The sequence below is a fragment of the Nitratireductor sp. StC3 genome (assembly GCF_003015025.1).
Lineage (GTDB): Bacteria > Pseudomonadota > Alphaproteobacteria > Rhizobiales > Rhizobiaceae > Mangrovimarina > Mangrovimarina alexandrii.
On record NZ_PYBP01000001.1, the window covers coordinates 726,514 to 753,208 of the forward strand.

24 protein-coding genes are annotated in these 26,695 nt (G+C 65.5%); 18 read left to right on the forward strand and 6 right to left on the reverse strand.

Features of this window, described 5'->3' with window-relative positions; genetic code table 11:
* Nucleotides 1-155: 155 nt before the first annotated feature.
* The 8 genes from C7T96_RS03610 to C7T96_RS03640 all read left to right on the forward strand — a co-directional run bounded on the left by C7T96_RS03610 (nt 156) and on the right by C7T96_RS03640 (nt 7,856).
* The gene (locus C7T96_RS03610; protein ID WP_158264298.1) at nt 156-1,883 is read left to right on the forward strand and encodes a gamma-glutamyltransferase family protein; all 1,728 of its coding nucleotides are present in this window, start codon (nt 156-158) and stop codon (nt 1,881-1,883) included.
* Nucleotides 1,884-1,955: 72 nt separating this feature from the next.
* Complete coding sequence (locus tag C7T96_RS03615; RefSeq protein WP_106569765.1) at nt 1,956-2,501, forward strand: DUF6305 family protein; 546 nt, start codon at nt 1,956-1,958, stop codon at nt 2,499-2,501.
* A gap of 54 nt (nt 2,502-2,555) precedes the next feature.
* Complete coding sequence (gene pgsB, locus C7T96_RS03620; protein WP_106569766.1) at nt 2,556-3,707, forward strand: poly-gamma-glutamate synthase PgsB; 1,152 nt, start codon at nt 2,556-2,558, stop codon at nt 3,705-3,707.
* Entirely contained in the window at nt 3,701-4,141 is a 441-nt protein-coding gene (locus tag C7T96_RS03625; RefSeq protein ID WP_127597343.1) for a poly-gamma-glutamate biosynthesis protein PgsC/CapC, read from the forward strand. Before pgsB ends, C7T96_RS03625 begins: the two co-directional genes overlap by 7 nt.
* Nucleotides 4,129-5,187, forward strand: coding sequence for a poly-gamma-glutamate system protein (pgsW, locus tag C7T96_RS03630; RefSeq protein ID WP_158264299.1), 1,059 nt, complete (start codon nt 4,129-4,131; stop codon nt 5,185-5,187). The genes C7T96_RS03625 and pgsW overlap by 13 nt, the downstream gene beginning before the upstream one ends.
* A 49-nt stretch (nt 5,188-5,236) precedes the next feature.
* On the forward strand, nt 5,237-6,526 hold the full coding sequence (locus tag C7T96_RS03635; protein ID WP_106569769.1) for a hypothetical protein: 1,290 nt from the start codon (nt 5,237-5,239) through the stop codon (nt 6,524-6,526).
* A gap of 14 nt (nt 6,527-6,540) precedes the next feature.
* Complete coding sequence (locus C7T96_RS23975; protein ID WP_158264300.1) at nt 6,541-6,702, forward strand: hypothetical protein; 162 nt, start codon at nt 6,541-6,543, stop codon at nt 6,700-6,702.
* 2 nt (nt 6,703-6,704) lie between these two features.
* Complete coding sequence (locus C7T96_RS03640; RefSeq protein ID WP_158264301.1) at nt 6,705-7,856, forward strand: succinylglutamate desuccinylase/aspartoacylase family protein; 1,152 nt, start codon at nt 6,705-6,707, stop codon at nt 7,854-7,856.
* A gap of 47 nt (nt 7,857-7,903) precedes the next feature.
* Here the strand turns inward: C7T96_RS03640 and prfB are convergent.
* From prfB to C7T96_RS03655, 3 genes are all read right to left on the reverse strand, one after another.
* Nucleotides 7,904-9,035, reverse strand: a protein-coding gene (gene prfB / locus C7T96_RS03645) for a peptide chain release factor 2 (protein WP_106569771.1) whose coding sequence is annotated in 2 segments (ribosomal slippage) — nt 7,904-8,968 and nt 8,970-9,035 — 1,131 coding nt in all. Because the reading frame shifts where the segments join, the coding sequence is not laid out codon by codon here.
* Nucleotides 9,036-9,141: 106 nt separating this feature from the next.
* Nucleotides 9,142-11,601 carry a penicillin-binding protein 1A gene (locus tag C7T96_RS03650; RefSeq protein WP_106569772.1) on the reverse strand — a complete coding sequence of 820 codons (2,460 nt, stop codon included), beginning with the start codon at nt 11,599-11,601 and terminating at the stop codon, nt 9,142-9,144.
* Between the two features lie 157 nt (nt 11,602-11,758).
* A complete protein-coding gene (locus tag C7T96_RS03655) occupies nt 11,759-13,021 on the reverse strand; it encodes an N-acetylmuramoyl-L-alanine amidase (RefSeq protein WP_245414048.1) in 1,263 nt (420 codons plus the stop codon).
* Between the two features lie 618 nt (nt 13,022-13,639).
* Here C7T96_RS03655 and C7T96_RS03660 point away from each other — a divergent pair.
* Both C7T96_RS03660 and C7T96_RS03665 read left to right on the forward strand, forming a co-directional pair.
* Nucleotides 13,640-16,519: a ribonuclease E/G gene (locus C7T96_RS03660; RefSeq protein ID WP_106569774.1), complete on the forward strand. Its 2,880-nt coding sequence runs from the start codon at nt 13,640-13,642 to the stop codon at nt 16,517-16,519.
* A 109-nt stretch (nt 16,520-16,628) separates the two neighbouring features.
* On the forward strand, nt 16,629-17,381 hold the full coding sequence (locus C7T96_RS03665) for a hypothetical protein (protein ID WP_199190399.1): 753 nt from the start codon (nt 16,629-16,631) through the stop codon (nt 17,379-17,381).
* Nucleotides 17,382-17,402: 21 nt separating this feature from the next.
* Here C7T96_RS03665 and C7T96_RS03670 read toward each other — a convergent pair whose 3' ends face one another.
* Nucleotides 17,403-18,554: an aminotransferase class I/II-fold pyridoxal phosphate-dependent enzyme gene (locus tag C7T96_RS03670; RefSeq protein ID WP_106569776.1), complete on the reverse strand. Its 1,152-nt coding sequence runs from the start codon at nt 18,552-18,554 to the stop codon at nt 17,403-17,405.
* A gap of 147 nt (nt 18,555-18,701) precedes the next feature.
* On the opposite strand from C7T96_RS03670, the gene C7T96_RS03675 reads away from it, so the two are divergent.
* From C7T96_RS03675 to aat, 6 genes are all read left to right on the forward strand, one after another.
* A complete protein-coding gene (locus tag C7T96_RS03675; protein ID WP_106569993.1) occupies nt 18,702-20,075 on the forward strand; it encodes a M48 family metalloprotease in 1,374 nt (457 codons plus the stop codon).
* 28 nt (nt 20,076-20,103) lie between these two features.
* A complete protein-coding gene (locus C7T96_RS03680) occupies nt 20,104-20,922 on the forward strand; it encodes a DsbA family protein (RefSeq protein ID WP_106569777.1) in 819 nt (272 codons plus the stop codon).
* A 164-nt stretch (nt 20,923-21,086) separates the two neighbouring features.
* On the forward strand, nt 21,087-21,521 hold the full coding sequence (aroQ, locus tag C7T96_RS03685; RefSeq protein ID WP_106569778.1) for a type II 3-dehydroquinate dehydratase: 435 nt from the start codon (nt 21,087-21,089) through the stop codon (nt 21,519-21,521).
* Nucleotides 21,522-21,552: 31 nt separating this feature from the next.
* On the forward strand, nt 21,553-22,020 hold the full coding sequence (gene accB / locus C7T96_RS03690; protein WP_106569779.1) for an acetyl-CoA carboxylase biotin carboxyl carrier protein: 468 nt from the start codon (nt 21,553-21,555) through the stop codon (nt 22,018-22,020).
* A gap of 7 nt (nt 22,021-22,027) precedes the next feature.
* A complete protein-coding gene (accC, locus tag C7T96_RS03695) occupies nt 22,028-23,371 on the forward strand; it encodes an acetyl-CoA carboxylase biotin carboxylase subunit (protein WP_106569780.1) in 1,344 nt (447 codons plus the stop codon).
* Between the two features lie 14 nt (nt 23,372-23,385).
* Nucleotides 23,386-24,003, forward strand: coding sequence for a leucyl/phenylalanyl-tRNA--protein transferase (gene aat / locus C7T96_RS03700; RefSeq protein ID WP_106569781.1), 618 nt, complete (start codon nt 23,386-23,388; stop codon nt 24,001-24,003).
* Between the two features lie 19 nt (nt 24,004-24,022).
* Here the strand turns inward: aat and C7T96_RS03705 are convergent, their stop codons facing one another.
* Both C7T96_RS03705 and C7T96_RS03710 read right to left on the reverse strand, forming a co-directional pair.
* On the reverse strand, nt 24,023-24,424 hold the full coding sequence (locus C7T96_RS03705) for a DUF2155 domain-containing protein (protein ID WP_106569782.1): 402 nt from the start codon (nt 24,422-24,424) through the stop codon (nt 24,023-24,025).
* Between the two features lie 140 nt (nt 24,425-24,564).
* On the reverse strand, nt 24,565-24,963 hold the full coding sequence (locus C7T96_RS03710; protein ID WP_106569783.1) for an NADH:ubiquinone oxidoreductase subunit NDUFA12: 399 nt from the start codon (nt 24,961-24,963) through the stop codon (nt 24,565-24,567).
* A 237-nt stretch (nt 24,964-25,200) separates the two neighbouring features.
* On the opposite strand from C7T96_RS03710, the gene C7T96_RS03715 reads away from it, so the two are divergent.
* Both C7T96_RS03715 and C7T96_RS03720 read left to right on the forward strand, forming a co-directional pair.
* Complete coding sequence (locus C7T96_RS03715) at nt 25,201-25,644, forward strand: hypothetical protein (protein WP_106569784.1); 444 nt, start codon at nt 25,201-25,203, stop codon at nt 25,642-25,644.
* Between the two features lie 34 nt (nt 25,645-25,678).
* Entirely contained in the window at nt 25,679-26,674 is a 996-nt protein-coding gene (locus C7T96_RS03720; protein ID WP_199190400.1) for a DMT family transporter, read from the forward strand.
* Nucleotides 26,675-26,695: the final 21 nt, after the last annotated feature.

Below are 26,695 nucleotides of genomic sequence, written 5' to 3' on the forward strand. Positions count from 1 at the left end.
AAGCATAAAAATCAAAAACTTATTTGCCTTTTTCAAGCCTGGATCAATGGAATTTCGGAACTGGCCAATTCGGTCGCGCTTGTATCGATTGGTTGACGCTGCGTAATGCGCGGATGCCATCGTCGTGTCCCGGCGTCGGCCAGTTGGAGGAACCAATGAACGCAATCGTTAGAAAACCAATGTCGGGCGCGTTGGCGGCCGGCGCGTTGCTGGCGGGAACTATGTTCGCCGTGCCCGCATTCGCTCTGGACCAAGCCGTGGTCGCCCCGCGCGCCATGGTGGTGGCCGGACATCCGCTCGCGGTCGAATCCGGCATCAAGGCCATGCGCGCAGGCGGCACGGCGTGCGACGCCTTCGTGGCCGCATCCGCGACGCTGAGCCTGATGCTGACCGACATGATGGGTCCGCTCGGCTCGGGCTACGCGCTGGTGCACACGCCGAACGGCGACAACAAGAAGGTCCAGGCGGTCGACTACAACGGCCTCGCCCCCGCAGCGACCGACCCGGCCAAATACGAAACGATGGAACACAAGCGGCGCGGCATTCTAGCCCCGACGGTACCCGGCGCCCTCAAGGGCTGGGAGGAAGTGCACCAGAAATGCGGCAAGCTGCCGTGGGCGGATTTGTGGGTCGATGCCATCGGCTACGCGGAAGACGGCTGGCCGTTCGACCCGGCGACGGCGTTCCACGTCAAGCGCCATATCCCCGAACTGGCCCCCTACCCGACCTGGGGCGAGGAATTTCTGGTCGACGGCGCAGCACCACCCGCGGGCTATATGCTCAAGCGGCCAGATCTGGCGGCCACCTATCGCAAATTCGCGGAGATGGGATCGGCCGCGCTCTATGACGGCCCGGTTGGCGATCAACTCGTCGCCTTCATGGAGCAGGAAGGCGGTCTGATCACCAAGCAGGATCTGGCCGACTACAGCGTGAAGTGGTCGGAGCCGATCACGATCGACTATCGTGGCTATACGGTCTACGGCAATCCGCCGTCATCCTCTTCCATCACCTGGATGGAGATTCTCAATACGCTCAAGGGCTACGACCTCGCATCGATGGAGCGCAACTCGCCGGAATATTTGCGGCTGTTCATCGAGGCGACCAAATACGCCTATCAGCATGCCTACCAGTATAATGGCGATCCGGCCTTCGTCGACGTCCCGGTGGACCGTCTGTTGTCCGACGAGGCGGCCGAGGATATTCGCAAGGCGATCGGCGACAGCGGCGTGCGCGAGTTCAAGCCCGTCGATCACGCCTCGCTTCACCAGCCTGACTGGCCGAATCACTCGACCTCGCACATCGTGATCCGCGACGAAGAAGGCAACTCGATCTCGGCCACCAATACGCTCGGCACGTTTTTCGGCGCGGGCATGGTCGTGGAAGGCACCGGCCTGGTGCTGAGCAACGGCATGGACTGGTTCGACATTGATGTGAATATCTGGACCGGCGAGAAGCCGGGCGTGCTGGGCATGGAGCCGGGCAAACGCAACCGCTGGACGTTGTCTCCGGGCATGATCTTCCAGGGCGACAAGCTCTACATGCTCGTTGGTGGTGCCGGCGCGGAAGCCACGATGTGGGGCATCGCCCAGCCGATCGTGAACGCGATCGACTTCAAGATGGATCCGCAACAAGCACTCGACGAGCCGCGTTTCCGCTACGGCGACATCTACCACTACACCGGCGGAACCTCGATCGGCCTCGATCCCGGTTTCGCGCCCGACACTCGCGCCGCGCTGATCGCAATGGGATACGAAGTGGACGAGCCCGGCACCTTCTCCAACCCCTCGCGCGGCACCACGCAGATGATGATCATCGACCCGGAAAGCGGGGCGTTGTGGGGTGGCGCAGCACCCAATGGCCGCGACTTCGTCAGCGGCTATTGAGGCAAAGACCGACAGCCGGGCGGCCTGACCGCCCGGCCGTTTTCTCATGACAACGAACCAAGGACACCTCCCATGACGTTCACCGCGCGCCTGGCCCTTGCCGTCGCCCTGTTGCTGGTGCCTGTTGCCGCACTGGCGCAAGACAAGGCCGCCGTTCTCGTAACCTCCTCCGGTCAGGCGCTCGACGCCTTCACGGTCAAGACCCTGCTCGGGCGGGCCGGCGTGGCCAACGACTACGACCCGCATGCGCGCGCGGCCGATCTCGACGGGCGCAGCGCGGTGGTGATCGCGGTCGGCGCCAGCGTGAAGGGATTCGGCGCGGCCGGCATCACGGCCGAGACGGAGAACGAGCGCACCACCGCCCTGCTGGACGCAGCCAAGGCCGCCGGCGTGAAGATCATCGGCGTTCACATCGGCGGCGCCGAACGGCGCCAGGGCCTGTCAGAGCAGTTCGTGCAACTCGTCGCCCCGCGCGCCGACAGCCTGGTGGTGTGGAAAACGGGGAATGCGGACGGCTATTTCGACACCGTCGCAGCCGAAAAAAACATCCCGATCACGCAGATCGACAAATTGACTGAGGTTGGCCCCGTTCTCGCCGGTGAGCTCGCCGCCCAATAGGTCCTGGGCGCCAAGCGGCCGCCCGGCCTTTTCTTCAGATCGGCGAGGCGGACTATGACGCTGCCCTTTATCAGCGACCTGAAGCTTTTTCTCGCCTTGCTGGTCAGCGCTGTCGGCATCGTCGCATGGCTTTGGCTGGCCGCCTTCGCTCACGCGCACTGCAGGCGGGCCGTGCCGATACGTATCCATGTCGCCGGCTCGCGCGGCAAGACCAGCGTGGCGCGACTGATCGGGGCCGCGTTGCGGGCCGACGGCCGGCGCGTTCTGGTCAAGACAACCGGCACGGACCCGGTGCTGATCCTGCCGGACGGGAGCGAACGTGACTGGCCGCGCTGGGGGCCGCCGAGCATTTCCGAACAGACGCACTTTTTCCGCGAAGCACGGCGACGGAACGTCGACGCGGTGGTGTTGGAATCAATGGCGATCGAACCGGAGTATCTATGGGCGTCGGAAAACTACCTGGTGCGGGCAACCCATACGCTGATCACCAATGCACGTCCCGACCACGCCGAAGTGGTGGGCCGTCACCCGCTGGCCGCCGCCCATGCGATGAGCCTGGTGGTGCCGCAGGGGGGCCGGCTGATCGTGTCCGACGAGGCGGCGGACGGACCGATCCGTGCTCGGGCGGCGCGCCGGAACTGCGCGGTAACGACCGTCCCCACCGCCGCCGTCGACCATGACGAGGCCAACCGGGCCCTGGCGATGGCTCTGTGTGCGACGCTTGGCATCGCCGCCGACACCGCTCACGCCGGTTTCGACGAGGCGGGCGTGGATTGCGGCGCCTTTTTCGTGTCCTGCGGCGCGCTCGATGGGCGTCGGTTCCGTTTCGCCAGCGCCTTTTCGTGCAACGACACACGCTCGCTCGAACAGCTCTGGCACGAGACGCCATGTCCCGGCGTACCGGTTATCCTGCTCAACGCGCGCCACGACCGGCCCGAGCGCACGCGCGCCTTCCTTGCCTGTCTGGCAGGCCTGGCGCCACGCGCGGAGATTTATCTTTCCGGTTTCGTACCACGCCGCTGGACGCGCGCCGCCGGCCTCGCCGACGCGCGCGTGCACCGGCTTGTGACCAACAACGCCAGACGCGCACTGGCCACGCTCGTCGAGGCGGCGCCGGCCGAGGCCACCATATGGGGAATCGGCAATTATTCCCGGCTCGGCCGCGACATCGTTCGACTGCTGAAGAGCGAGGCCACGCCGTGCTGACACTGACGCTCGGCCTCGGCATCGCCGTCAGTCTGGCCCTTTTCCAGCTCACCGGCCTCAGCGCCGGCGGCGTGATCGCGCCGGGCTACCTGGCGCTCGTCCTCGACCGTCCGGGCATGCTGGCAACCATCGCCCTCGCGGCCTTTGCCACGTGGGGCCTGTTGCTGGCGCTGTCGCGGGTGCTCTTTCTCTACGGAACGCGCCGCTTCGGCGTGGCGATCCTGCTGGCGCTTGTGCTGACGACCGGCATCCAGGCCCTGCGCGGCGGGCTCGGGCCGATCGCGCTGGAATGGGGCGGCCTGGGTTTCATCGTGCCCGGCCTGATCGCCCACCAGATGGATCGCCAGGGCCCGGTGCGCACGTTGCTGATGATCGCGATCGCAACGCCGCTGACGCGGGCGCTGGCAATGCTGATCGTGCCGTGGTGGTCCTGACGATGCATGCCTCGACCCCGATCCGCTACGCCGGCCACGAGCCGCTGTCGCCAACGCCCTTTGTCGCGCTCGCAGTCGCGGCGGCCTTGTCCGTCGCCATGTGGCAGCTTGTCGAGGCGCGGCTCGGACGTCTTACGCATCCCGCTCACGGAGAGATGGTGCGCGCCGCGCAAAAAATGCAGGCGGCGACGCAAGTGGCGCGCGCGCAGCGCGCAGAGCTCGGGCTGTCGCAGCCGCCCGCCTTCGACCCCAACCGCACCGGTCTGCTCGGCTCCGAATTCACCGAAACGACCACATCGCTCGGCGATCCGGCCGCCAAACGCACCGCGACCAATCCCGATCTTGCGGCCGCCCTCGTCGGCCGCATCGCCGAACTCGAACTGGCGCGGGGAACGCCGGTTCTGGTGGTCGTCTCCGGCTCCTTCATCGGCGCCAATATCGCCGCGATCGCGGCCGTCGAGACACTTGGCCTGAAGCCGGTACTGATAAGCTCGCTCGGCGCATCGATGCACGGTGCCACCGATGCCGCCCTGACCTGGCTCGATATCGAAACGGAACTGCGCGCCAAGGGTGTGATCGCGGCAAAGTCGATCGCCGCCGTCATCGGCGGCGGCGGCGGCGTCGGCGGCACGATGGGGACGGACGGGATCGCGGCCCTGCGCGCAGCCGCACGGCGCCATGGCGTGCCGCTGGTCGAAAACAGGCCCGTCGAAGCGCTGATCGACAGGCTCTACACGCTCGGTGCGGCCGCTGCCGGCGACCGGCCGGGCCTGCTGATCAATTCCGGCGGCTCGGTCGCCGCGCTCGGCACCTGCGCAAACGGCGCCACGCTGCCGCCGATGACGCGCGGGCAGGTTTTGACATGCACCGACGGCACGCCGGGGCTGATCGTGCGGGCTTCCAACGCCGACATGCCGGTGCTGCATCTTCTCAACATGCGCGCGCTCGCCGCCGATTGGGGCCTGCCCTTCGATCCCGTGCCCCTGCCGATGGTCGGCAACAACCGCGCCGTCTACGGCATGCCGCCGAAGCCGCGACAGCGCTAACCCTTCGCGCCGCCCCGTGCGGTGCGTTTTCCAGGAGGACACAAACGATATGCTTTCCCCCGGTTTGATCTTCGCGATCGCCGCTCTCGCGCTGTGCGTGCTGACGTGGCCGCTGCGCTGGCCCCTGCCCGCCGCCCTTATCGTCGTGTCGATACTTGCGGCCCTGCTTGCCGGCTTCGGCATTCCTTTCCGGCACCTGATCGAGGGCGGCTTCGGCTACATCAATCTCGTTCTAGCACTGTTTGCCGGTGCGTTCTTCGGTCAGGCCATGCACATGTCGGGCGTCGCCGACGCGTTCGGCCGCCACGCCCATGCCGTTCTGGGCGGCAATCCGTGGCTGGTGCTCGGCTTTGCCGGTCTGCTGCTTTTCACCGTCGGCATGTTCGTGGGCATTGCCGGTGTTGCGGTGCTGGCGGCAGGCGTGCTCGTGGTGCCGATGTTGCGCCAGACCGGCATGGAAAGCCATCGCATCGGCGCCTTCATCGCCGTGCTGGCGACCTGCGGCATGATCGCGCCGCCGCTGAACGTGCCCGCCATGACGATCGCCGACGGCGTCAACATGCCCTATATCGGCTTTTCGCTGCCGCTGCTGTGCCTGGCTGTCCCGCCGGCGCTGTTCATGGTGGCCAGCTGCGCGTGGCGGTTGCGGGGCGCGGCAACGCCGGCGGCGGGGCAAACGGGTGCGCCGGGACTCGCGCTGACCGGTCTCGCGGCCATTGCCGCAATCCTCGTGTTCTGGACGCTGCTGCGGCTCTTTCCCAGCACGATCCCCGACCCGGCAGTCCCGATCGTGCTGGTCGCAGGCGCGCTGATGATACTGCCCGCGCTCGGCCGACGCGGTCTCGGCGCGACGATGTCTGCGACCTTTTCCGGCACGCCGCTGGTGCTTGCAGCCGTATTGGTGACGGTCGGCGTGGCGGTCCAGATCATGACGCTGACCGGCGTGCGCGGGTTCCTGGTCATCAACTCGATGGCCTTCCCGCCGCCCTGGACCTTCGTCGAGATGGTGGTCATCCCGATCTTCGGCGGCGTGCTGACCAGTATCGGCGCGGCCAATATTCTGGGCGTGCCGTTCGCCTTCGCGCTGATCCACCAGGACATGATCCTTAATGTCAGCGGCCTGTCGGCGATCGCCGCCCTTTCGGAATTCATGCCGCCGACGGCGATCGCCGCCGCGCTCGCCACCTACGTGGTCGGCGATACGCGCCTCGGCGCGGTGCTGCGCGCCTCGGCCGGAGCCGCGCTGGTGATCGCGGTGCTGGCAATCCTCATGCTCATCTTCGCCGACAGCCTCACCGGATTGCTGATCAGCGAACACGTCACTATCCGCGAACATTGACGGAGACCCGGACGATGCTCTTCGAACTCTTCCTGTTCTACGCCTACCGGGCGCTGGCGCTCGTCATAGCCCTGATGATGCTGTGGATGCTGTTTCGGCAACGCGACTGGCAGCAGCAATTCTTCGCCATGCTGGTCTTCATTCCGTTCGCCCTGCGCGCGGTGGGGGTGAAATGATCATGAAGCGCTTTTTCGAGGACGCCTTTCATCGTCCGCGCGCCTACTTGCTGGCGGCGGCCGCGGCCGCGGCCGCCATCGCCTCGGGCGCAGTCTTCCTGTCCATGCACGAGGCCGAGCCGATCGTCGCGGGACCGGGGGTGACCAGCCAGAAGATGCTGAGCGACTACGTGCCGGCCATGGCGGGAACACCTGCCGACACGCCGGTGTTCATTCTTGAGGGCGCGGAGCCAGGCGGCACCGCCCTGGTTCTGGGCGGCACCCACCCCCAGGAGATCTCCGGCCTGATGGGCGCGGTGCTGATGGTGGAGAACGCCACGCCACAGCGTGGCCGCATCATCGTTCTGCCACAGGCCAATCGCAGCGGCTTCACCCACACGGATCCGCTCGAAGGTTTCCCCCACACCTACGAGATCGAGACGGCCGGCGGTACGCGGTGGTTTCGCGTCGGCATGCGGCTCACCAATCCGATCCACCAGTGGCCCGACCCGGACCTTCACCTGCATCCCCAGTCGGGCGAACGCATGGTCGGCTGGGAATCGCGCAATCTCAACCGCAATTTTCCCGGCGATCCCGACGGCCGCTACACAACGCGGCTGAACGCCGCCATCGTTGCCCTGGCACGCGCCGAGGGCGTCGACATCGTGCTCGACATGCACGAGGCCTATCCCGAATATCCGATCATCAACATGCTGGTGGCGCATGAACGCGCCTTCGAGATCGCCACGCTGACCATGATCGGATTGCAGACGCGCGGAATCGCCATGGACCTGATGGCATCGCCGCCGGCCCTGCGCGGCCTCAGCCATCGCGAATTCGGCGACCATACCGAAGCCTTCGCCATCCTGAGCGAGACCGCCAATCCCGCCATGGGACGCTTTCGCGGCCGGACCGACGAGGCGCTGGTGGTCGAGGGCAAGGACGTCAACTATGTCCGCGCCGCCGCGCTCGACCGGCTGTTCGTGCCATTCGACGAAAACGGGCATCCGCTGCGCGAACGGACCGCGCGCCAGCTTGCCACGATCGAGGAGATGTTGATCGCCTACAACGAGGCCAATCCCGACAAGCAAGTCGAGGTGAGCGGGATCCCGGCCTACCAGACGGTGATCGACGAGGGGATAGGACGCTTTCTGTTGCCGGTGCCGGCAAAATAGGCGTCGTCGGGAGCGGGCGGCCGCGCGGGGCGGTCGCTCCGCGCCGGTCAGTCGAGATCGGCCACCTCGGCTGTGTCGCCGCCATGGACGCGCTGCGACAAGGAGGCCTTCATGAAGGCGTCGAGATCGCCCGACAGCACATCCTGCGGACTGGTGCTTTCGGTGCCCGTGCGCAGATCCTTCACCAACTGATAGGGCTGAAGCACGTAGGAGCGGATCTGGTGGCCCCAGCCGATATCGGTCTTGGAGGCCTCGGTCTCGCTGGCGGCCTCCTCGCGCTTTTTCAGCTCGTCCTCGTAGAGGCGCGCGCGTAGCATGTCCCAGGCCTTGGCGCGGTTCTTGTGCTGCGAGCGTTCGGCCTGGCACTGAACGACGATACCGGTCGGCACATGGGTGATGCGCACCGCCGAATCGGTGGTGTTGACGTGCTGGCCGCCTGCACCGGAAGCGCGGTAGGTGTCGACGCGCACATCCGATTCGGCGACCTCGATCTCGATCGAATCGTCGATCACCGGATAGACCCACACGCTGGCGAACGAGGTGTGACGCCGAGCATTGCTGTCATAGGGCGAAATGCGCACCAGCCGATGGACGCCCGATTCGGTTTTCAACCAGCCATAGGCGTTGCGGCCTTTGACGAGAATGGTGGCCGATTTGATACCGGCTTCCTCGCCGTCATGGACCTCGAGCACCTCGACCTTGAAGCCGCGCCGCTCGGCCCAGCGCGAATACATGCGCAACAGCATGTTCGCCCAATCCTGGCTTTCGGTTCCGCCGGCGCCGGCATGGACCTCCAGATAGGCGTCGTTCGCGTCGGCCTCGCCCGACAACAACGTGTCGATCTGCCGATCGGCCAGTTCCGTCTTCAGCGCCTTGATCGCGGCTTCGGCCTCGGCCACGACGGCGGCGTCGCCTTCCTCCTCGCCGAGTGCGATCAGTTCGACATTGTCGTCAAGCGCGGCGTCCATGCGGGTGATGGCGGCGATCGAATCCTCGAGCGTCTGGCGCTCGCGCATCAACTCCTGGGCCTGCTGGGGATCGTTCCAGAGCTCGCCGTCCTCGGCGCGCGCGTTCAGATAGTCGAGACGTTTGCGGGCCTGATCCCAGTCAAAGATGCCTCCTCAGCAGGCTTATGGCCTGCTTGATTTCGTCGACAAGCGTCTCGGTTTCCGCGCGCATGGCAGTTCACCTGCTCTTTGGTGTTGAGCCTAAGATTCGCGGCGGACCATATTGAGCCGCCCCCAGCCTGTAAAGGCGGGACGGCGCATGGCTCCGCGCCGTGATGTCAGTAAAGACCGCCGCCGCCCGAAGAGATGGCGCGGCTCGCCGAGGGCGATATCGCCGCCGGTTCGGAAATGCCGAAATCGCCGCCGATGATGGAATAGGTGTCGGCGGGTCCGGTGCCGGGCTTGAAGGCTTCCATGATAACGCCGCCCTCGCCCTGATTGGCGTGCATGCCGGTCTTGCGGTTGATGGCGATCAGCTTCATGCCTTCGGGGACCTGGAAGTCGACCGGACGCATGTCCTTCAGCGCCTCGGCCATGAACTCCTTGAAGATCGGCGCGGCGAGCCCGCCGCCGGTCGACCCCTTGCCCATCGGCCGGGGCTGGTCGTAGCCCATGTAAACACCCACCACGATGTCGGGGGTGAAACCGACGAACCAGGCGTCCTTCTCGTCATTGGTGGTGCCGGTCTTGCCGGCGATCGGGCGTCCGAGCTCGGAAAGCGTCACCGCGGTGCCGCGCTGGACGACGCCCTGCATCATCGACGTGATCTGATAGGCGGTCATCGGATCGAGCACCTGCTCGGCATCGTCGATCAGTTCCGGCTCCGACTGGCCGTTCCAGGCCTCGGCGTTGCAGCCCTCGCAGCGCCGCTCGTCGTGCTTGTAGACGGTCTCGCCATAACGGTCCTGGATACGGTCGATCAGCGACGGCTTGATCTGGCGCCCGCCATTGGCGAACACCGAATAGGCCGACACCATGCGCATGACCGTGGTTTCGCCGGAACCGAGCGAATTGGCGATATGCGGCGCCATCTTGTCGTAGACGCCGAAACGCTCGGCATATTCGGTCACCAACGGCATGCCCATGTCGTTGGCGAGCCGCACGGTCATCAGGTTTCGCGAGCGCTCGATGCCGGCACGCAGCGTCGAGGGGCCCGCCGATTTGCCGCCATAGTTCTTGGGCTGCCAGACATCGTTGCCGATGCGGATGGTGATCGGCGCATCGAGCACCACGGAGGCCGGCGTATAGCCGTTGTCGAGCGCGGCGGCGTAAACGAACGGCTTGAAGGCCGAGCCGGGTTGGCGATAGGCCTGCGTGGCGCGGTTGAACTCCGACTGCGAATAGGAAAAGCCGCCGACCATGGCGAGCACGCGCCCGGTATGCGGGTCCATGGCCACCATGCCGCCGCTGACCTGCGGCACCTGGCGCAGCATCCAGCCGCCGGGCTCGCCCTCGCTCGCCTCGACCTCCTCGACATAAACCACGGCACCGGGCGCCAGCACGTCGGCCGGCGATTTCGCCTTGAGCCGCTTGCCGTCGACCACGTGGCGCATGGCCCATTTCATGTTGGCGAGCGGCACTTGCACCGTCTCGCGCTCCTCGGCGATCTCGCCGGACACCTGGCGGCCCGGTTGAAGCCCGACCGTCAGCCCGTCCTCGTCGGAGGCCAACACCGCGGCGACCCTCCATTCCGGCACATCGCCGAGCGCGTCGACCTCGGCCAACGGCACGCCCCAGTCGCCGGAAATGTCGATGGTGGTGATCGGGCCGCGATAGCCGCGCAGCGTGTCATAGCGCTGCAGGCCGTTCTGCAGGGCGGCGCGCGCGATCACCTGAAGCTTGGGATCGAGCGTGGTGCGCACGGAAAGCCCGCCCTCGTAAAGAGCGTTCTCGCCATAGCGCGAGATGATCTCGCGGCGGACCTCCTCGGTGAAATACTCACCGGCGAACAGATAGGTGCCGCCACGGCGCGGCTTGACGTTCAGGCCGGTCGCCTTGGCCTTTTCGCCCTCGCGCGGATCAACATAGCCGTTGTCGACCATCTGATCGATCACCCAGTTGCGCCGCTCGATCGCGCGCTCGGTGTAGCGGAAAGGATGATAGTTGGACGGCCCCTTCGGCAAGGCGGCGAGATAGGCGGCGTCTGCGACGGTCAACTCGTTGACGGATTTGTCGAAATAGGTCAGCGCCGCGCCGGCGATGCCGTAAGAGCCGAGACCAAAGAAGATTTCGTTGAGATAGAGCTCGAAGATGCGGTCCTTGGAATAGGCCTGCTCGATACGGAAGGCGAGCAGCATTTCGCGGATCTTGCGCTCATAGGTCTGCTTGGAGGTCAGAAGGAAGTTTTTTGCCACCTGCTGGGTGATGGTGGACGCGCCCACGGGCCGGCGACCCGAGCCCATATTGCGCAAATTCGTAACGACGGCCCGCGTGAGGCCCATCACGTCGATGCCGGGGTGGTGGTAGAAATTTTTGTCCTCAGCCGACAGGAACGCCGCCTTGACGCGGTCCGGCACAGCCTGGATCGGCAGATAAAGCCGGCGCTGACGCGCGAACTCGCCCATCAGCGAGCCGTCCGCCGCATGCACGCGGGTCGTTACCGGCGGCTCGTATTTGGCGAGCACCTCGTAATCGGGAAGGTCGCTTGTCAGGTCGCCGACATAAAGGGCGACTCCGCCGGCCACCAAAAGCGCCAGCATGACGCCGATGCCGAAGAAATAACCGATAAGGCGTATCATCCGTGCTCCAGTCCGCAAGAATCCCCGTGCGGGACCGCTATAGCGCACTTGCCGACATCGTCACCCCGGCAAAACGCATCCAAATCCTTCTGCCCCGCCGATGTGGGCAAATTGCGGCGACGGCAAGGCATGCAGCCATTCCATCCACACCGACGCCTCATCCCCTCGCCCCCCCGACCATGGCCGCATAAGAGGCGATCGCCTCGATCAGGCTGCCGACCGCCCTCTTGCGCCAGTCGACGTCGAGAAGCTGGGCCTCGTCCTTGGGATTGGACAGATAGCCGAGTTCGACCAGGACGGACGGGACGTCGGGGGCCCGCAACACGCGATAGGCCCCGGAGCGGTGCGGGTTCTTGATCATCTCGATCGTCTCGTCGAGCCTGTCGACCAGGGCGCGGGCAAAACTCACGGAAAAGCCGAGCGTCTCGCGCCGGACGAGATCGACGAGAATGTCGGTCACCTGCTGGCTCTTTTCCGGATTTTCGATGCCGGCCAGCGAATCGGCCAGATTCTCGCGGATCACGGCGGCACGGGCGATCTCGTCGGAGGCCTGTTCGGAAAACGTATAGACGGTGGCGCCGCGAATGTTGCGATAGCGAATCGAATCGGCATGCACGGAAATGAACAGATCGGCCTCGTGCTGGCGCGCGATGCGCACCCGCTCATCGAGGCGCAAGAACACATCCTCGGTCCGGGTCATGAAGACCCGGTAGCGCCCCGTCTTTTCGAGCGCGGCGTGCAGTTCCTGGCAAAAGGACAAGGTCAGGTCCTTTTCGGCCGTGCCGCGCACGCCCTCGGCGCCGCCGTCAATGCCGCCATGGCCGGGATCGAGCACGATCGTGAACTTGCGATCGGCGTCGCGCTGGGCGGTGATCAGCCGGTCCCGCTTGTCCGGGGCGATGGTCGAGCCGTTGGCCCGCGCCAGGTCGGCCATGGCCTGTTCGAACTGGCGCTCGGAGGCGGCGACCAGATCGAGCATCATGCGGTGGCCGGCCCCATCCTCGTTTTTCCGCACGGCCAGCTTTTCCACCGCGAACGGCCCGTCGGAGGCCAGGATGATGCGCGAGCGTCCATCGCCGAGATTGCCGTACCGGACCTCGGTGACGAGCCCGCGCGGATCGAGCGCCTTGGCATCGAAGCCGAACGCGGTTGCGGGCAGGTCGATGACCAGCCGGTGCGGCGCGCGCAGCAAAAACCATTTCAGCGACGGCTCGCGGTCGAACTCGATCACCACGCGCATGCGCGTCGCGTCGCCGGCCATGCGGTAGGCGCTGGCCGCCAACGGGTCCGCAACCGGGTTTTGTGCATGCAGCGTGGCCGGCATCCAGGCGATAAAAATAGCGGCGACGATCCCGATGAACAGGCGGCGCAGCACAAGCGCCAGCGCGGCGCGATCGGGAAGATTGGGGCGGCAAGGCACGTTGTGCAGCATCCAGTTGGGCGGCAGGCGAATTATGACGGGACCCCCGTGTCCACGACACTCTTACACGACCGCGCTTGACCGAGCCTTGCCGGCGCGGAGCACTCGCCATCGCCTTTTGCCGGCATCGCAAACGGGGTTGCTATTGTCGCGTCCAAATCATAAAAGCGTCGGCGGGTCACTTCAATGCCCCGGAACGTGTCTTGCCGTCCTTCCTTTGAAGGTTTTCGAAGGTAAAGAGCGACGTTGCGCGACGGCCCGAGCTTCGGCGCGCCGGTGATCCAACAGAATTTCGTCAAGGCATTCATGACAAAGAAAGCCTTTGCGTCAGGAAAACGGCCGGGTCATGACGACTCCGCGCCGGCTCGACAAGAGCACCAAACTGGTCCGGCCTGTCCGGGCCTCCATTGAAACGGTTCGACGGTCCCTTGATGGCCTGCACCCTGAGCAACCAATTCGGAGCCTCCCGCGCCGCCACGGCAGCGGGCCGAATTGCGCGGGGCGCCCATCGCTCGACGGCGAACACAATTTGGTCCGGCAGCCCCATCCCCCCCGGTCATCGACGGCTCAGCAGACTGAGCCCGCCGGTGCGGATCGCTGCCGGGGAGAACAGCAATAATGCCCAACAAAATGCTTATCGATGCCTCCCACCCGGAGGAAACACGCGTTGTCGTGGTTCGCGGCAACCGGATTGAAGAGTTTGATTTCGAATCACAGGACAAAAAGCAGCTCAAAGGAAATATCTATCTCGCACGCGTAACCCGCGTCGAACCTTCCCTGCAGGCCGCTTTCGTCGAATATGGCGGGAACCGTCACGGGTTTCTCGCCTTCAGTGAAATCCACCCTGACTATTACCAGATCCCGGTCGCCGACCGGCAGGCGCTGCTGGAAGCGGAGGCCGAAGCCGCGTCGGAGGACGACGAGGACGATGCGGACGAACGCGCCGAGCGCAGCCGCCCGAAGCGGCGCAAGCGCGGCGGGCGGGCACGCGGCGGATCGGCGGCCGATCGCGAAGCAAGCGCCGACAGCGACGCCGATGAGAACGGCGCGGATGAGAACGGCTCAGAGGAGAGCCGCGCCGACGAGCCGGCAGCCGACAGTGCCGATTCCGGCATCTCCGCTTCGGAGCTTGCCGAAGAGGACCGGGGCGACGACGGCGATCCGGCAGAAGGCGACAGGAAAGGCCCCGCGATCCCGGCGCGCACCGATGCCGATGTCGTCAGCTCCGATCCGGCCGAGGCCGAAGCAGCGGACGCATCCGACGACGAAGACCAGGCCGAAGGCGACGATCAGGACAGCCAGCAGGCAGACGCCCAGGACGATGACGCGCCCGTGGCCCGCAGCGGCCGCTCGCGGCGCAGGGGCCGGGCAAGGCAAGGCGGCGATGAGACGGCGGACGCACAGGACGAGGCCGACGGCGAGGTCGAATCGGTTGGCGCCGAGGACGCATTGGAAGAGCTGCCGAGCCGCCGCAAGCCGGTGCGTAAGCAGTACAAGATCCAGGAAGTCATCAAGCGCCGCCAGATCCTTCTCGTCCAGGTCGTCAAGGAGGAACGCGGCAACAAGGGTGCGGCGCTGACCACCTATCTGTCGCTGGCTGGACGTTATTCCGTGCTGATGCCCAACACGGCGCGCGGCGGCGGGATTTCGCGTAAGATCACCAGCGCACCGGACCGCAAGCGGCTCAAGGACGTGGTGAAAAACCTCGAAGTGCCGCAGGGCATGGGCGTGATCCTGCGTACGGCCGGCGCCAACCGGACCAAGGCCGAGATCAAGCGCGACTACGAATATCTGATGCGCATGTGGGAAAACGTGCGCACGCTGACGCTTGCGTCGACCGCGCCGAGCCTGGTCTACGAGGAAGGCAGCCTGATCAAGCGCTCGGTGCGCGATCTCTACAACAAGGAAATCGGCGAAATCCTGGTTTCGGGCGAGGAAGGCTATCGCGAGGCCAAGGATTTCATGCGCATGCTGATGCCGAGCCATGCCAAAGCGGTGCAGCCCTATCGCGAGGTGGTGCCGCTTTTCGTGCGCCACGGCGTCGAGGCGCAGCTCGACAAGATGCTGCAGCCGCAAGTGACGCTCAAATCGGGCGGCTACATCATCCTCAACCAGACCGAGGCGCTGGTGTCGATCGACGTCAATTCGGGACGTTCGACCAAGGAACACTCGATCGAGGACACCGCGCTGCAGACGAATCTCGAGGCCGCCGAGGAGATCGCCCGCCAGTTGCGGCTGCGCGACCTGGCCGGCCTGATCGTCATCGACTTCATCGACATGGAGGAAAAGCGCAACAACCGGTCGGTCGAAAAGCGGCTCAAAGACCATCTCAAGCTCGACCGGGCGCGGATCCAGGTCGGTCGCATCTCGCATTTCGGCCTGTTGGAGATGTCGCGCCAGCGCATCCGCGCCAGCGTGCTGGAATCGACCACCAAACCCTGCCCGCAATGCGGTGGCACCGGGCATGTGCGTTCCGATTCTTCGGTGGCGCTGCACGTGGTGCGGGCGATCGAGGAATTCTTGCTCAAGGATGCGCGCAACCACATCACCGTGCGCACGCCGGTGGCGACCGCGCTCTACGTGCTCAACCATAAACGCGGCAACCTTGCCGATCTGGAAGAACGATTTGGGCTGACGATCACCATCGAAGCCGATGAAAGCATCGGCATGCAGCATTACGTGATCGCCAAGGGCGGGCCGGTCGAAAGCCCGATCGATGTTCAGGCGCTCGGTCCGATCAGCGTGTCTGGCGAGGTCGACGACAGCGCCGAGGATGCCGACGCGAGCCCGGTCAGCAGCCAGGACGAGGCCGAGGACGGCGACAATCGCGGCCGCAAGAAACGGCGGCGGCGCAAGCGGCGCGGCGGCCGCGACAGGGATCTGTCCGCGGACGCCGACAACGGCGACACCGAAACCGATCAGGACGACGACCAGGACGGTGGCGAGCAAACGGAAGACGCGGCGGCATCCGATGAGGACGATGCGGGCGGCGATCGCAAAAAACGGCGGCGCGGCAAGCGCGGCGGGCGCAAGAACCGCCGCGACCAAGCGGGCGAGGAGGACGCCCCGATCGACGAGAACGCGACCGCCGACGAGGCCGGTGGCGACCCGGCGGCCGTCGAAACGGACGAGACGGGCGAAACCGATCTGAAACCGGAACCGGTCGCCGAGGTAGCCGAGAGCGTCGCGGCGGACGAGGCAACCGTAAACGCCGAAACCGAGACCGCAGAAACCGCGAGTGCCGCGCCCGCCGAGACAATGGAAACACAGGACGCCGCGGCCGAACCGACCCCCAAAAAGGCACCCAGGCGCAGACGAAAGGCGGCCGAAGCGGCCGAGACAGTCGCGCCGGAACCGGTCGTGACCGCCCCGGTCGCCGAGAGCACGCAGGAGACGGAGCCGGTCGTTACCTCCTCTGTCGCCGACAGCGAACAAGAGACGGACGCCGAGACCAAGCCGCGCAAGGCCGGATGGTGGCAACGCAAAGGGTTTTTCTGATCTCAACACCGAACCGGGGCCTCGGCCCCGGTTTTTTTGATCGGTCGATGCCATGGACGCGCACACGCTCGCCAAAACCGTGACGCAAACGCTGCGTGGCCAGTCTTGTGTGAGGGCCCTCTTTCTGAGCGGCAGCCATGGTGCGGGTCTCGAAGACGCTTACAGCGATATCGACTTTCTCGCCGCCGTGCCGGCCAATCTGCAAGGCGATTTCGTGGAGTCTTGGCGCACCGCGCTGGGCCCGGCGGGCGAGATCGTGTTGTGGCGCGAGCTGCGTGGCCAAGGAAGCCTGCTGATCAACGCCATCACCGAAAGCTGGATGCGGATCGACGTGCATGGCCTTGCCCCGGCGCGCATTGCCGGGCGCGCCAAGGACGGGCTCAAGATGCTGTTCGATGATGACGGCATCGCCGCGACCTTGGTCGAGGGCAGCGCGACCACCCGCACCGACGCGCGGCGCCTGCTTTGGCAGTTCGAAGAGTTTCTTCGCATCCTGGGCCTGCTTCCGCTTGCGGTCGGTCGGAAGGAATATCTCAACGCGGTGACGGGCCTGTTCCATCTGCGCAACTTGCTGATCGACCTGTTGATCGAGGAAACCGGCGCCCCCCACAGGGGTGGCGCGCTTCATCTCAACAGGCTGATCACGGACGAGCAGAAGGCGCTTCTGGACGGCCTGCCGACGGCGGTGTCGAACGAGGCGTCCACGATCGCCGCACACCTCGCCTATGCCGCCGCCTATCTGCCGCGCGCCCGCAAGCTGGCCGCGGCGCGCGGCATCGACTGGCCGGCGCGGTTCGAGGCCGCGACCCGCGCGCATCTCAAGACCACGCTCGCCATCGAGATGCCGACAACCGGGGCGTGAGACGGATTTCGTCCCCCTGCCCTATACACCCAGCCAGCGGCCGATCCTGTCCATCGCCTCGGCCATCGCCTCGGTCTCGCCGGCATAGGAAAACCGCATCGTGCGATGGCCCTCCACCGTGTCGAAATCGAGCCCGGGCGTGGCCGCGACATGGGCTTCGGCGATCATGCGCCGGGCAAACGCCATCGAATCGTTGGTCCATGCCGACACATCGCAATAGGCGTAGAAGGCTCCGTCCATCGGTGCGGCGATGCGCAGGCCGAGTGCCGGCAGCCGCTTCATCAGCATGGCCCGGCTGGCCGCGTAGCGCGCCTTGACCTTTTCCAGGTCCTCGGTCGCCTCAAAGGCGCGGATCGCGGCGCGCTGCGACAGGTCCGGGGCGGAAATATAAAGACTTTGCTGGATGCGCTCGATCGGCCGCACCAGCGCGTCCGGCACCACCATCCAGCCGATGCGCCAGCCGGTCATGCAGTAATATTTCGAGAACGAGTTGATGACGACGATATCCGGGTCGATCGAAAGCGCGGTCGTGTCGGCCGTACCGAAGGCGAGCCTGTGGTAGATCTCGTCGGAAATCAGCGCGATGCCACGATCGCGCGCCACGGCGGCGATGCGCGCGATCTCGTCGGCCGGGATCACTGAGCCGGTGGGGTTGGCGGGACTGGCGAAAAGCAGGCCCTTGAACGGCGTCCTGGCGTGGGTTTCGGCGATCAGATCGCCCGTCAGATAACCGTCGCCGTGCAACGGAATTTCCACCACCTCGAGCCCCAGGGCGGCGAGGATGTTGCGATAGGCCGGGTAGCCGGGCGCGGTGATCGCCACGCGCTCGCCGGCGTCGAACATCGCCAGGAAGGACAGGTTGAAGGCGGCCGACGACCCTGTCGTGACCACCACCCGCCCCGGCGCGACGGCAACGCCGTAATGGTCGTGGTAATGGACGGCGATCGCCTCGCGCAGCCCGGCCAGGCCGAGGGCGTCGGTATAGGCGATCCGGCCTTCGCGCGCGGCTTCAACGGCGGCCTGGCGCACGATTTCAGGGGCGGGATCGGACGGCTGGCCGACTGCCATGGAGATGATCGGAGAGCCGTTTTGTTTCAAACGGTTGGCTTGCGCCAGCACATCCATGGCATGGAACGGCTCGACGGCGCTGCGCCTTGATATCGCCACTGTCATGCCTTCACCCTCGCCTTTTGTTGCTCGATGACATCTCCGAGGCGGCCGCGTCGGGATCACGAATGCATGAACGCCGCCACTTGGCCTTCCCAACAGAGTTCGGGTCGTCTACCTGTGATTTGCGAAATGTCCAAGTTCAAGATGCCCATGACAGGCCGAACACGCGCCACGTTCCTCGTGGCGGCCTTTTGGCTCGTGCTGCAATTCGTCGCCGTGCCATTCGCCAGCGCCCAACAGCGCATCCCGATCGTGCGCGATGCCGAAATCGAGGCGCTGGTGCGCGACTACGCCCGACCCGTGCTGCGCGCGGCCGGGCTCGGCAAGACCGGCGTCGACATCGTGCTGGTCAACGATGCCGGCTTCAACGCCTTCGTCGCCGGCCGGCGCATCTTCATCAATACCGGCGCGCTGATGACGGCCGAAACGCCGAACGAGATCATTGGGGTCCTGGCGCACGAGGCCGGCCACCTGGCCGGCGGCCATCAGGAACGCCTGCGCGCCCAGATCGCCCGCGCACGCACGATGGCCGTCGTGTCGACCCTGCTCGGCATCGGCGCCTCGGTCGGCGGCGCGCTCACCGACAATGGCGGGCTCGCCCGCTCCGGCGGCGGCATCGCGCTTGCCGGGGCCGAACTCGCCCGTCGCGGCCTGCTTGGCTACCAGCGCACCGAAGAAAGCTCGGCCGACCGGCTGGCACTCACCTATCTGGAGCGCACCGGCCAGTCGGCGCGCGGCATGCTGAAGACTTTCGAACGCTTCGCCAGCGCGCTGGCCTTGACGGGGTCACGCGTCGACCCCTACCAGATCAGTCATCCGATGCCGCGCGAGCGGATCGCCAATTTGAAGACGCTTGCGGAGAAAAGCCCGCATTTCAACAAGCAGGATCCCGCCTCGCTGCAATTGCGGCACGATTTGATGCGCGCCAAGATCGCCGCCCACACCAGTGGCCCGGCGGCCACCGCACGGCTGTTCCGCGCCAATCCGCGCAGCCTGGGCGCGCTTTACGGCGACGCGATCAACACGCATCTGCGCGGGCGGCCGCGCGACGCGCTTGCCAAGGTCGACGCGTTGATCGCCAAGCAGCCGAACAATGCCTATTTCCACGAATTGCGCGGCGACGTCCTGATCCGGGCCAACCAGTCGGGCCCCGCGGCCAAGGCCTATGCGCGCGCCCGCAAGCTGGACGGTTCCAAATCGTCGATCATCCAGATCAGCTACGGCCAGGCTCTGCTCGCGGCCGGCGACGAGAAATCGACCCGCGAGGCAGTGCGTCAGATCAGCCAGGCGCTCGATCGCGACCGCGAGAATCCGGACGGCTACATGCTGCTTGGCCAGGCGCAGGGCCGGCTCGGCAACATCGGAGAGGCCGAACTCGCTTCGGCTGAAATGCACTATTATGCGGGCTCTTACGACCAGGCGCGCATCTTTGCCGCGCGCGCCCAGCAAAAGCTGAAGCGGGGCAGCCCGGCCTGGGTGCGGGCGCAGGACATCATCAACGCAAAGCCGCCCGGTCGAAAATAGCCGGCGTATGTCATCGGGATCAGTGGACATGAAGAAAATTTTCGCAATCGGCCTGGTGGGCATCGCGGCCTCGGCGATGATGCTGGTCGCCGGCTACCTGTCGGGCCGCCCCGTCGCCCCCGCAGCCGCCAGCCAGCAGGAGCCAGCGGTCGTTCAGGCCGCCGGCACACTCGACCGGGCCGAGGTCGAGGCGATCATCCGCAGCTATCTGCTGGAGAATCCCGAATTGCTGTTGGAAGTCCAGCAAGCTCTGGAAACCAAGCAGCAGGAAGAGCAGCGCCTCGCCCAGGGCGAAATCATCACCTCGATGTCGGACGAGATCTTCAATTCGGCCTATGACGGCGTTTACGGCAATCCGGCCGGCAAATACACGCTGGTCGAGTTTTTCGACTACAATTGCGGCTACTGCAAACGCGCCATGGCCGATATGGAAGCGCTGGCGGCGGACGATCCCGAAATCCGCTTCGTGCTGAAGGAATTTCCGATCCTCGGTCCGGATTCGCAGCGCGCCCACGTCGTTTCGATGGCCTTCCGCGCGCTGATGCCGGAAAAATACGCCGAATTCCACACCAAGCTGCTTGGCGACGCGGCGCGCGCGACCGAGGAGCGCGCCATCAGCACAGCGCTGGAGCTCGGCGCCGACGAGGCGAAGCTGCGCGAGGAAATGGAAAACCCGGCCATCGTCGAGGCCTTCGCCCGAACCTACGATCTGGCCAACAAGCTGCAGATTACCGGCACCCCGTCCTACGTGGTCGGCGAGGAGGTGGTTTTCGGCGCGCTTGGGCGTCAAGTGCTGGCTGAAAAGATCGAGGCGCTGCGCGCCTGCGAAGAAACGGCGACCTGCTGACGGGACGGGTAAAACACGTCCGGCTATTGTGGACAGCGCAAGTTCCCACTTGCGCTCTTTCCTCTCGCGATTATGGCAACTATAGAGCCTTGCATGGTTGGAGCGAACCGTGAAAGGCTCCAAAGTCCGGTGCCGGCGGGATCGTCGCGCGCCACGAGGTCGAGATGTCGCGAACCGTCTATATCCTGAACGGCCCGAACCTGAACATGCTGGGCAAGCGCGAGCCCTCCATCTATGGAGGCAAGTCGCTTGCCGACATCGAGGCGGACTGTCGCGAGACCGGTACCAAGCTGGGTTTGACGATCGAGTTCCGGCAATCCAACCACGAGGGCGAGCTCATCGACTGGATACAGGAGGCGGGCGACAAGGCGGCCGCGATCGTCATCAATCCGGGCGCCTATTCGCACACCTCGATCGCAATCCACGATGCGATCCGCGCGGTCGGTCTGCCGGTCGCCGAAGTTCACCTGTCCAACATCCACGCACGCGAAAGCTTCCGGCATACATCTTATGTCTCGCCGGTCGCGGCGGGCGTCATTTGCGGTTTCGGACCCGTTGTCTATACGCTCGCCCTGCAAGCGCTTGCCGCACGCGTTTGACCGCATGGCCACCACGAGGAAAAAAGCTCCAATGTCGACAAAGAAACCCGTTGTGGATCAACAACTCATCCGAGACCTGGCCGAGATTCTCAACGACACCAATCTTTCGGAGATCGAGGTCGAGCAGGACGATTTGCGCATCCGGGTCTCGCGCCAGAGCGCGCCCGCCCAGGTGACGGCGGCGATGCCGGCCGCACCGGTCCCGGCGCCGGCCCCGCCAGCGGCCCCAGTTCCGGCTGCGGCAGCGGAGCCCGCCGCAAGCGCGCACAACGCCGTCACCTCGCCGATGGTGGGCACCGCCTATGCCGCGGCCGCGCCGGGCGCCAAGCCGTTCATCGAGATCGGCCAGAAAGTGAGCGAGGGCCAGACGCTGTTGATCATCGAGGCGATGAAGACGATGAACCAGATCCCCTCGCCCCGCGCCGGCACCGTGAAGGCGATCCTGTTCGAGGATGCACAACCGGTCGAATTCGGCGAACCTCTGGTCGTGGTCGAGTAAGGCGGCGATGTTTCACAAAATCCTCATCGCCAATCGGGGCGAGATCGCCCTGCGCGTCCTGCGCGCGGCCAAGGAACTCGGTATCAAGACGGTCGCGGTCCACTCGACCGCCGACGCCGACGCCATGCACGTCAAGCTTGCCGACGAGAGCGTGTGCGTGGGGCCACCGCCGTCGCGCGACAGCTATCTCAACATCCACCAGATCGTGGCGGCCTGCGAAATCACCGGCGCTGACGCGATCCACCCCGGCTACGGTTTTTTGTCTGAAAACGCCAAATTCGCCGACATCCTGGCTGCGCACAACATCACGTTCATCGGCCCGTCCGGCGATCATATCCGGGTGATGGGCGACAAGATCGAAGCCAAACGCACGGCCAAGCGGCTCGGCATTCCGGTGGTTCCGGGCTCCGAGGGCGCCGTCAGCGACGAGGACACGGCCCGGCGCATCGCCGCCGAGATCGGCTATCCAGTCATCATCAAGGCGTCAGCCGGCGGCGGCGGACGCGGCATGAAGGTCGCTCGCAACGAGGACGACCTGACGGTCGCGCTGGCGACGGCACGCTCTGAAGCCGGCGCGGCGTTCGGCGACGATGCGGTCTATATCGAAAAATACCTTGAAAAACCGCGCCATATCGAAATCCAGGTGGTGGGCGACGGCCGTGGCGGCAGTGTGCATCTGGGCGAACGCGACTGCTCGCTGCAGCGGCGCCACCAGAAGGTCTGGGAAGAAGCCAATTCGCCCGCCCTCAACGACGAGGAACGCGCCCGCATCGGCGAGATCTGCGCACGCGCGGTGGCCGATCTCGGCTATTCGGGCGCCGGCACGATCGAATTCCTCTACGAGGACGGCAATTTCTATTTCATCGAGATGAACACCCGCCTGCAGGTGGAGCACCCGGTGACCGAGGCGATCACCGGCATCGATCTGGTGCACGAGCAGATCCGGGTGGCGTCGGGCGCCGGGCTTTCGTTCACCCAGGACGATGTGCGCTTCGAGGGCCACGCCATCGAATGCCGCATCAACGCGGAGGACCCGCGCACTTTCGTGCCCTCGCCCGGCACGATCACGCATTTCCACACGCCCGGCGGCCTCGGCATACGCGTCGATTCTGGCGTGTATTCCGGCTACAAGATCCCCCCCTACTACGACAGCCTGATCGGCAAGCTGATCGTGCACGGGCGCAACCGGGTCGAATGCATGATGCGGCTGCGGCGGGCGCTGGACGAGTTCGTGGTCGACGGGATCAACACCACGCTGCCGCTGTTTCGCGACCTCGTCGGCAATATCGACATCGCCAATGGCGACTACGACATTCACTGGCTGGAGAACTATCTCGCAGCGAAGGACTGAGTTGACCGCGTGACATGACGAGGCCGTTCGCGCCAGGAGACCGCATACCGCCGGACTTGTTGCTCAAGGCCTATGCCAACGGTGTGTTTCCCATGGGCGAGAGCGCCGACGACCCGGAAGTGTTCTGGGTCCGTCCGGAAACGCGCGGCATCATTCCGCTCGACGGCTTCCACATCCCCAAGAGCCTGCGCAAGACCATGCGCCAGGCCCCGTTCGAGATCGTTTTCGACCGCGATTTCGACGCCATTTTGGACGGATGCGCGGAAGCCCGCTCGGGGCGCATGAGCACCTGGATCAACGCGCCGATCCGCACAGCCTATCGCGAACTCTTTGCGCGCGGCCATTGCCACACCGTCGAGGCCTGGCGGGACGGGCGCCTGGTGGGCGGTCTTTACGGGGTGACGCTCGGGCGCGCCTTTTTCGGCGAGAGCATGTTTTCGCGCGAGCGCGACGCCTCCAAGGTCTGTCTCGTCCACCTGGTCGAGCGCTTGCGCGCGCGCGGGTTCGTGCTTTTGGACACGCAGTTCACCACGGCGCATCTCAAGCGCTTCGGCGCCGTCGACATGCCGCGACGGCGCTATGAAAGCCTGCTTGCCGAGGCCACCACCGGTCACGCGGTGTTTTATCCGTAGACCCCTTGCGCGCGAAAACTCAGTCGGCGCGCGCTTCGGGCGCGGGCACCTTGGAGTCCTGCTTGCACGATTTCAGCCACACGTCATAGACGGCGTGCTCGACCGCGTTGAGGCCCGGGCTTTCGGCGAACATCCAGCCGGTGAAGATGCGGCGGATCTTTCGGTCGAGCGTGATCTCGTCGACCTCGACGAAGGAATCGGTCTTCGCCTCCTCGGTGTCGGGGCTGGAATAACACACGCGCGGAGTCACCTGCAGCGCGCCGAACTGGACCGTCTCGTCGACATAGACGTCGAAGGTGATGATGCGGCCGGTGATCTTGTCGATGCCGGTGAATTCGGCGACCGGGTTGGTGATTCGTTCAGCCGAGGCAGAGCCTACCGCCAGCCCGATGGCGGCCGCGACAATCAGGCACCGGGACATCAAGACACGAGCGGTTTTGCGCATTTCATCCAATCCTACCCGCGGGGGAGCCGAATGCCGGTTCGGACCTCACCATCCCTGCCCTACCCCGCTAAAGCGGCATTGTGGCAAAAATGACAAGGCGCCGTTTCTCCCGCGTTTCAGCTTCCCGGCGTCCAGGCGTCGTAGTCGCCGGTCACCGCCGGACGCTTTCCGGGCGACAGCAGCGAGCCCTGCGGCCGGTAGGCCTGTGCGGTTCCCGTCATGTTAGGCACATGCGGCTTTTGCCAGTCGCGCGGGGTGTAGTCTTCTTTCGAGGGCGGCGTGTCGATGCGGTGGTGCATCCAGCCGTGCCAGCCCGAAGGAATGCGCGAGGCTTCCGCAAGCCCGTCATAGATCACCCAGCGGCGGGTGCGGCCTTCCGAGTCCGTGCCGCCCTGATAATAGCGGTTGCCGAATTCGTCCTCGCCGACAAGCGTGCCCTTGCGCCAGGTGTGAAACCGCGTGCCCAGCGTTTGCCCGTTCCACCAGGTAAAAAACTGCAGCAGAAAATTCTTCATGGACAGCCTCGCGCGCGCATGTGCGCCTTATGCCGCCGCAATCTCGCGAAAGCAAGAGGCCGCGCGGGCTTTGCCGCGACGAGGAGCGCGGTTCCGCATGGCCGCAATCAGCCGCCGGCCGGGGACGGGTTGCGCCGACCGGTTTATTTTAGACTTCTAACAGGCGGCACCGCGCGCTAGGCTCGCGCCGCTCGCCTGCGCGACGTTCAGGCTCCCGGTTGCCGAAAGGACCACCGCATGCCCGCCTTGCCGAAACCAGCGATCGCATTCGTGGCCGCGTTTTGCCTCACCGGCCTTTTGCCCGCCGGTCCTGCACGGGCCGACGCCGGCACCGGCGGCATCGCCTTCGTGCAGGCGCCGGAACAATCCTCGGGCGTGTGCGCGGCCGGCAATCCCGACAAAGGCTTCGCCTGCGCCCGGGAAAAATGTGCCGAGGGCGGGGCGGCGGCCGGCGACTGCCTGCGGATCGCCTGGTGCTATCCGGCCGGATGGAGCGTGGACGTGTTCATGCAGCATCGCGAAGGCCCGCACTGGCATGACTATAGTTGCGGCTGGGTGAGCCGGGACGCCGCGCTCGCCGCGGCCAAAGTGAAATGCGACCCGGCCTTCGCCGACACTCTGATCGAGTGCACGCCAGTCAGGCTGTGGAACCCGGAAGGCGTGGAGCAGCCGGTCGAATGAGGATGCCATATCGGCCAAAAGCGGACCGTCCTTCGTGAAGACGGGTCTGCAGCCGACGCCGGCCGCCGGCGGCGCGGTTACCTCCAACATGGTCGGGATTCTGTGCGCCATGGGCGCGGCGACCGCCTTTTCGCTCAACGACGTGGTGATCAAATATCTGTCCGGCGACTACCCGCTGCACCAGATCACCTTCTTGCGCAGCCTGATCGGCATCACCGTCACGTTGGCAGTGTTCGTGCCGCTCGACGGCTCCTATCGCGACCTGCGCACCGACCGGCTCGGTTTCCATCTGATGCGCGGTATGATCGTGGTATGCGCCAACATGACCTTTTACGCCGCGCTGGCGACATTGCCGCTCGGCGAGGCAACCGCGATCTATTTCGTCGGCCCTTTGTTCATCACCGCGTTGTCGGTGGTTCTTCTGGGCGAAACGGTCGGGCCGCGGCGCTGGTTTGCGGTTCTGGTCGGGCTCGCCGGCGTTCTGATCGTCATCCGCCCCGGCGGCAGCGCCTTCCAGTACGCCGCCTTCCTGCCGCTGATCGCCGCCTTCGGCTATTCGCTGTTCCAGATCACCACCCGCAAGCTCGGACTGGCGGCGAAGGCCTCGACGATGTCGTTTTACATCAACCTCGTCTTCATCGGCTTCTCCGGCATGGTTGGGCTGGTTTTCGGCGACGGTCTCTACAGCGGCACCGGCAACGCCAACCTGGAATTCCTGCTGCGCGCCTGGACCTGGCCGCCGGCCGGCGATTTTGCACTCCTGGCGGCGATCGGCGTGATCGGCTCGACGGGCGGTTATCTCGTCAGCCAAGCCTATCGCCAGTCGCAGGCCGGCCTAATCGCGCCGTTCGAGTATATCGCCCTGCCGCTGGCGATTTTCTGGAGCATCATGATCTGGGGCGACTGGCCCGACGCGGTCGCCTGGCTCGGCATCGCGCTGATCGCGGCGGCCGGGTTCTACGTGCTCTATCGCGAGGCCGCGCTCGGCCGGCGCATCCGCTGGAAGACGCCGTTCCGGCGCGAGCGATAGAACCGGGGCTCGCAACCGCGC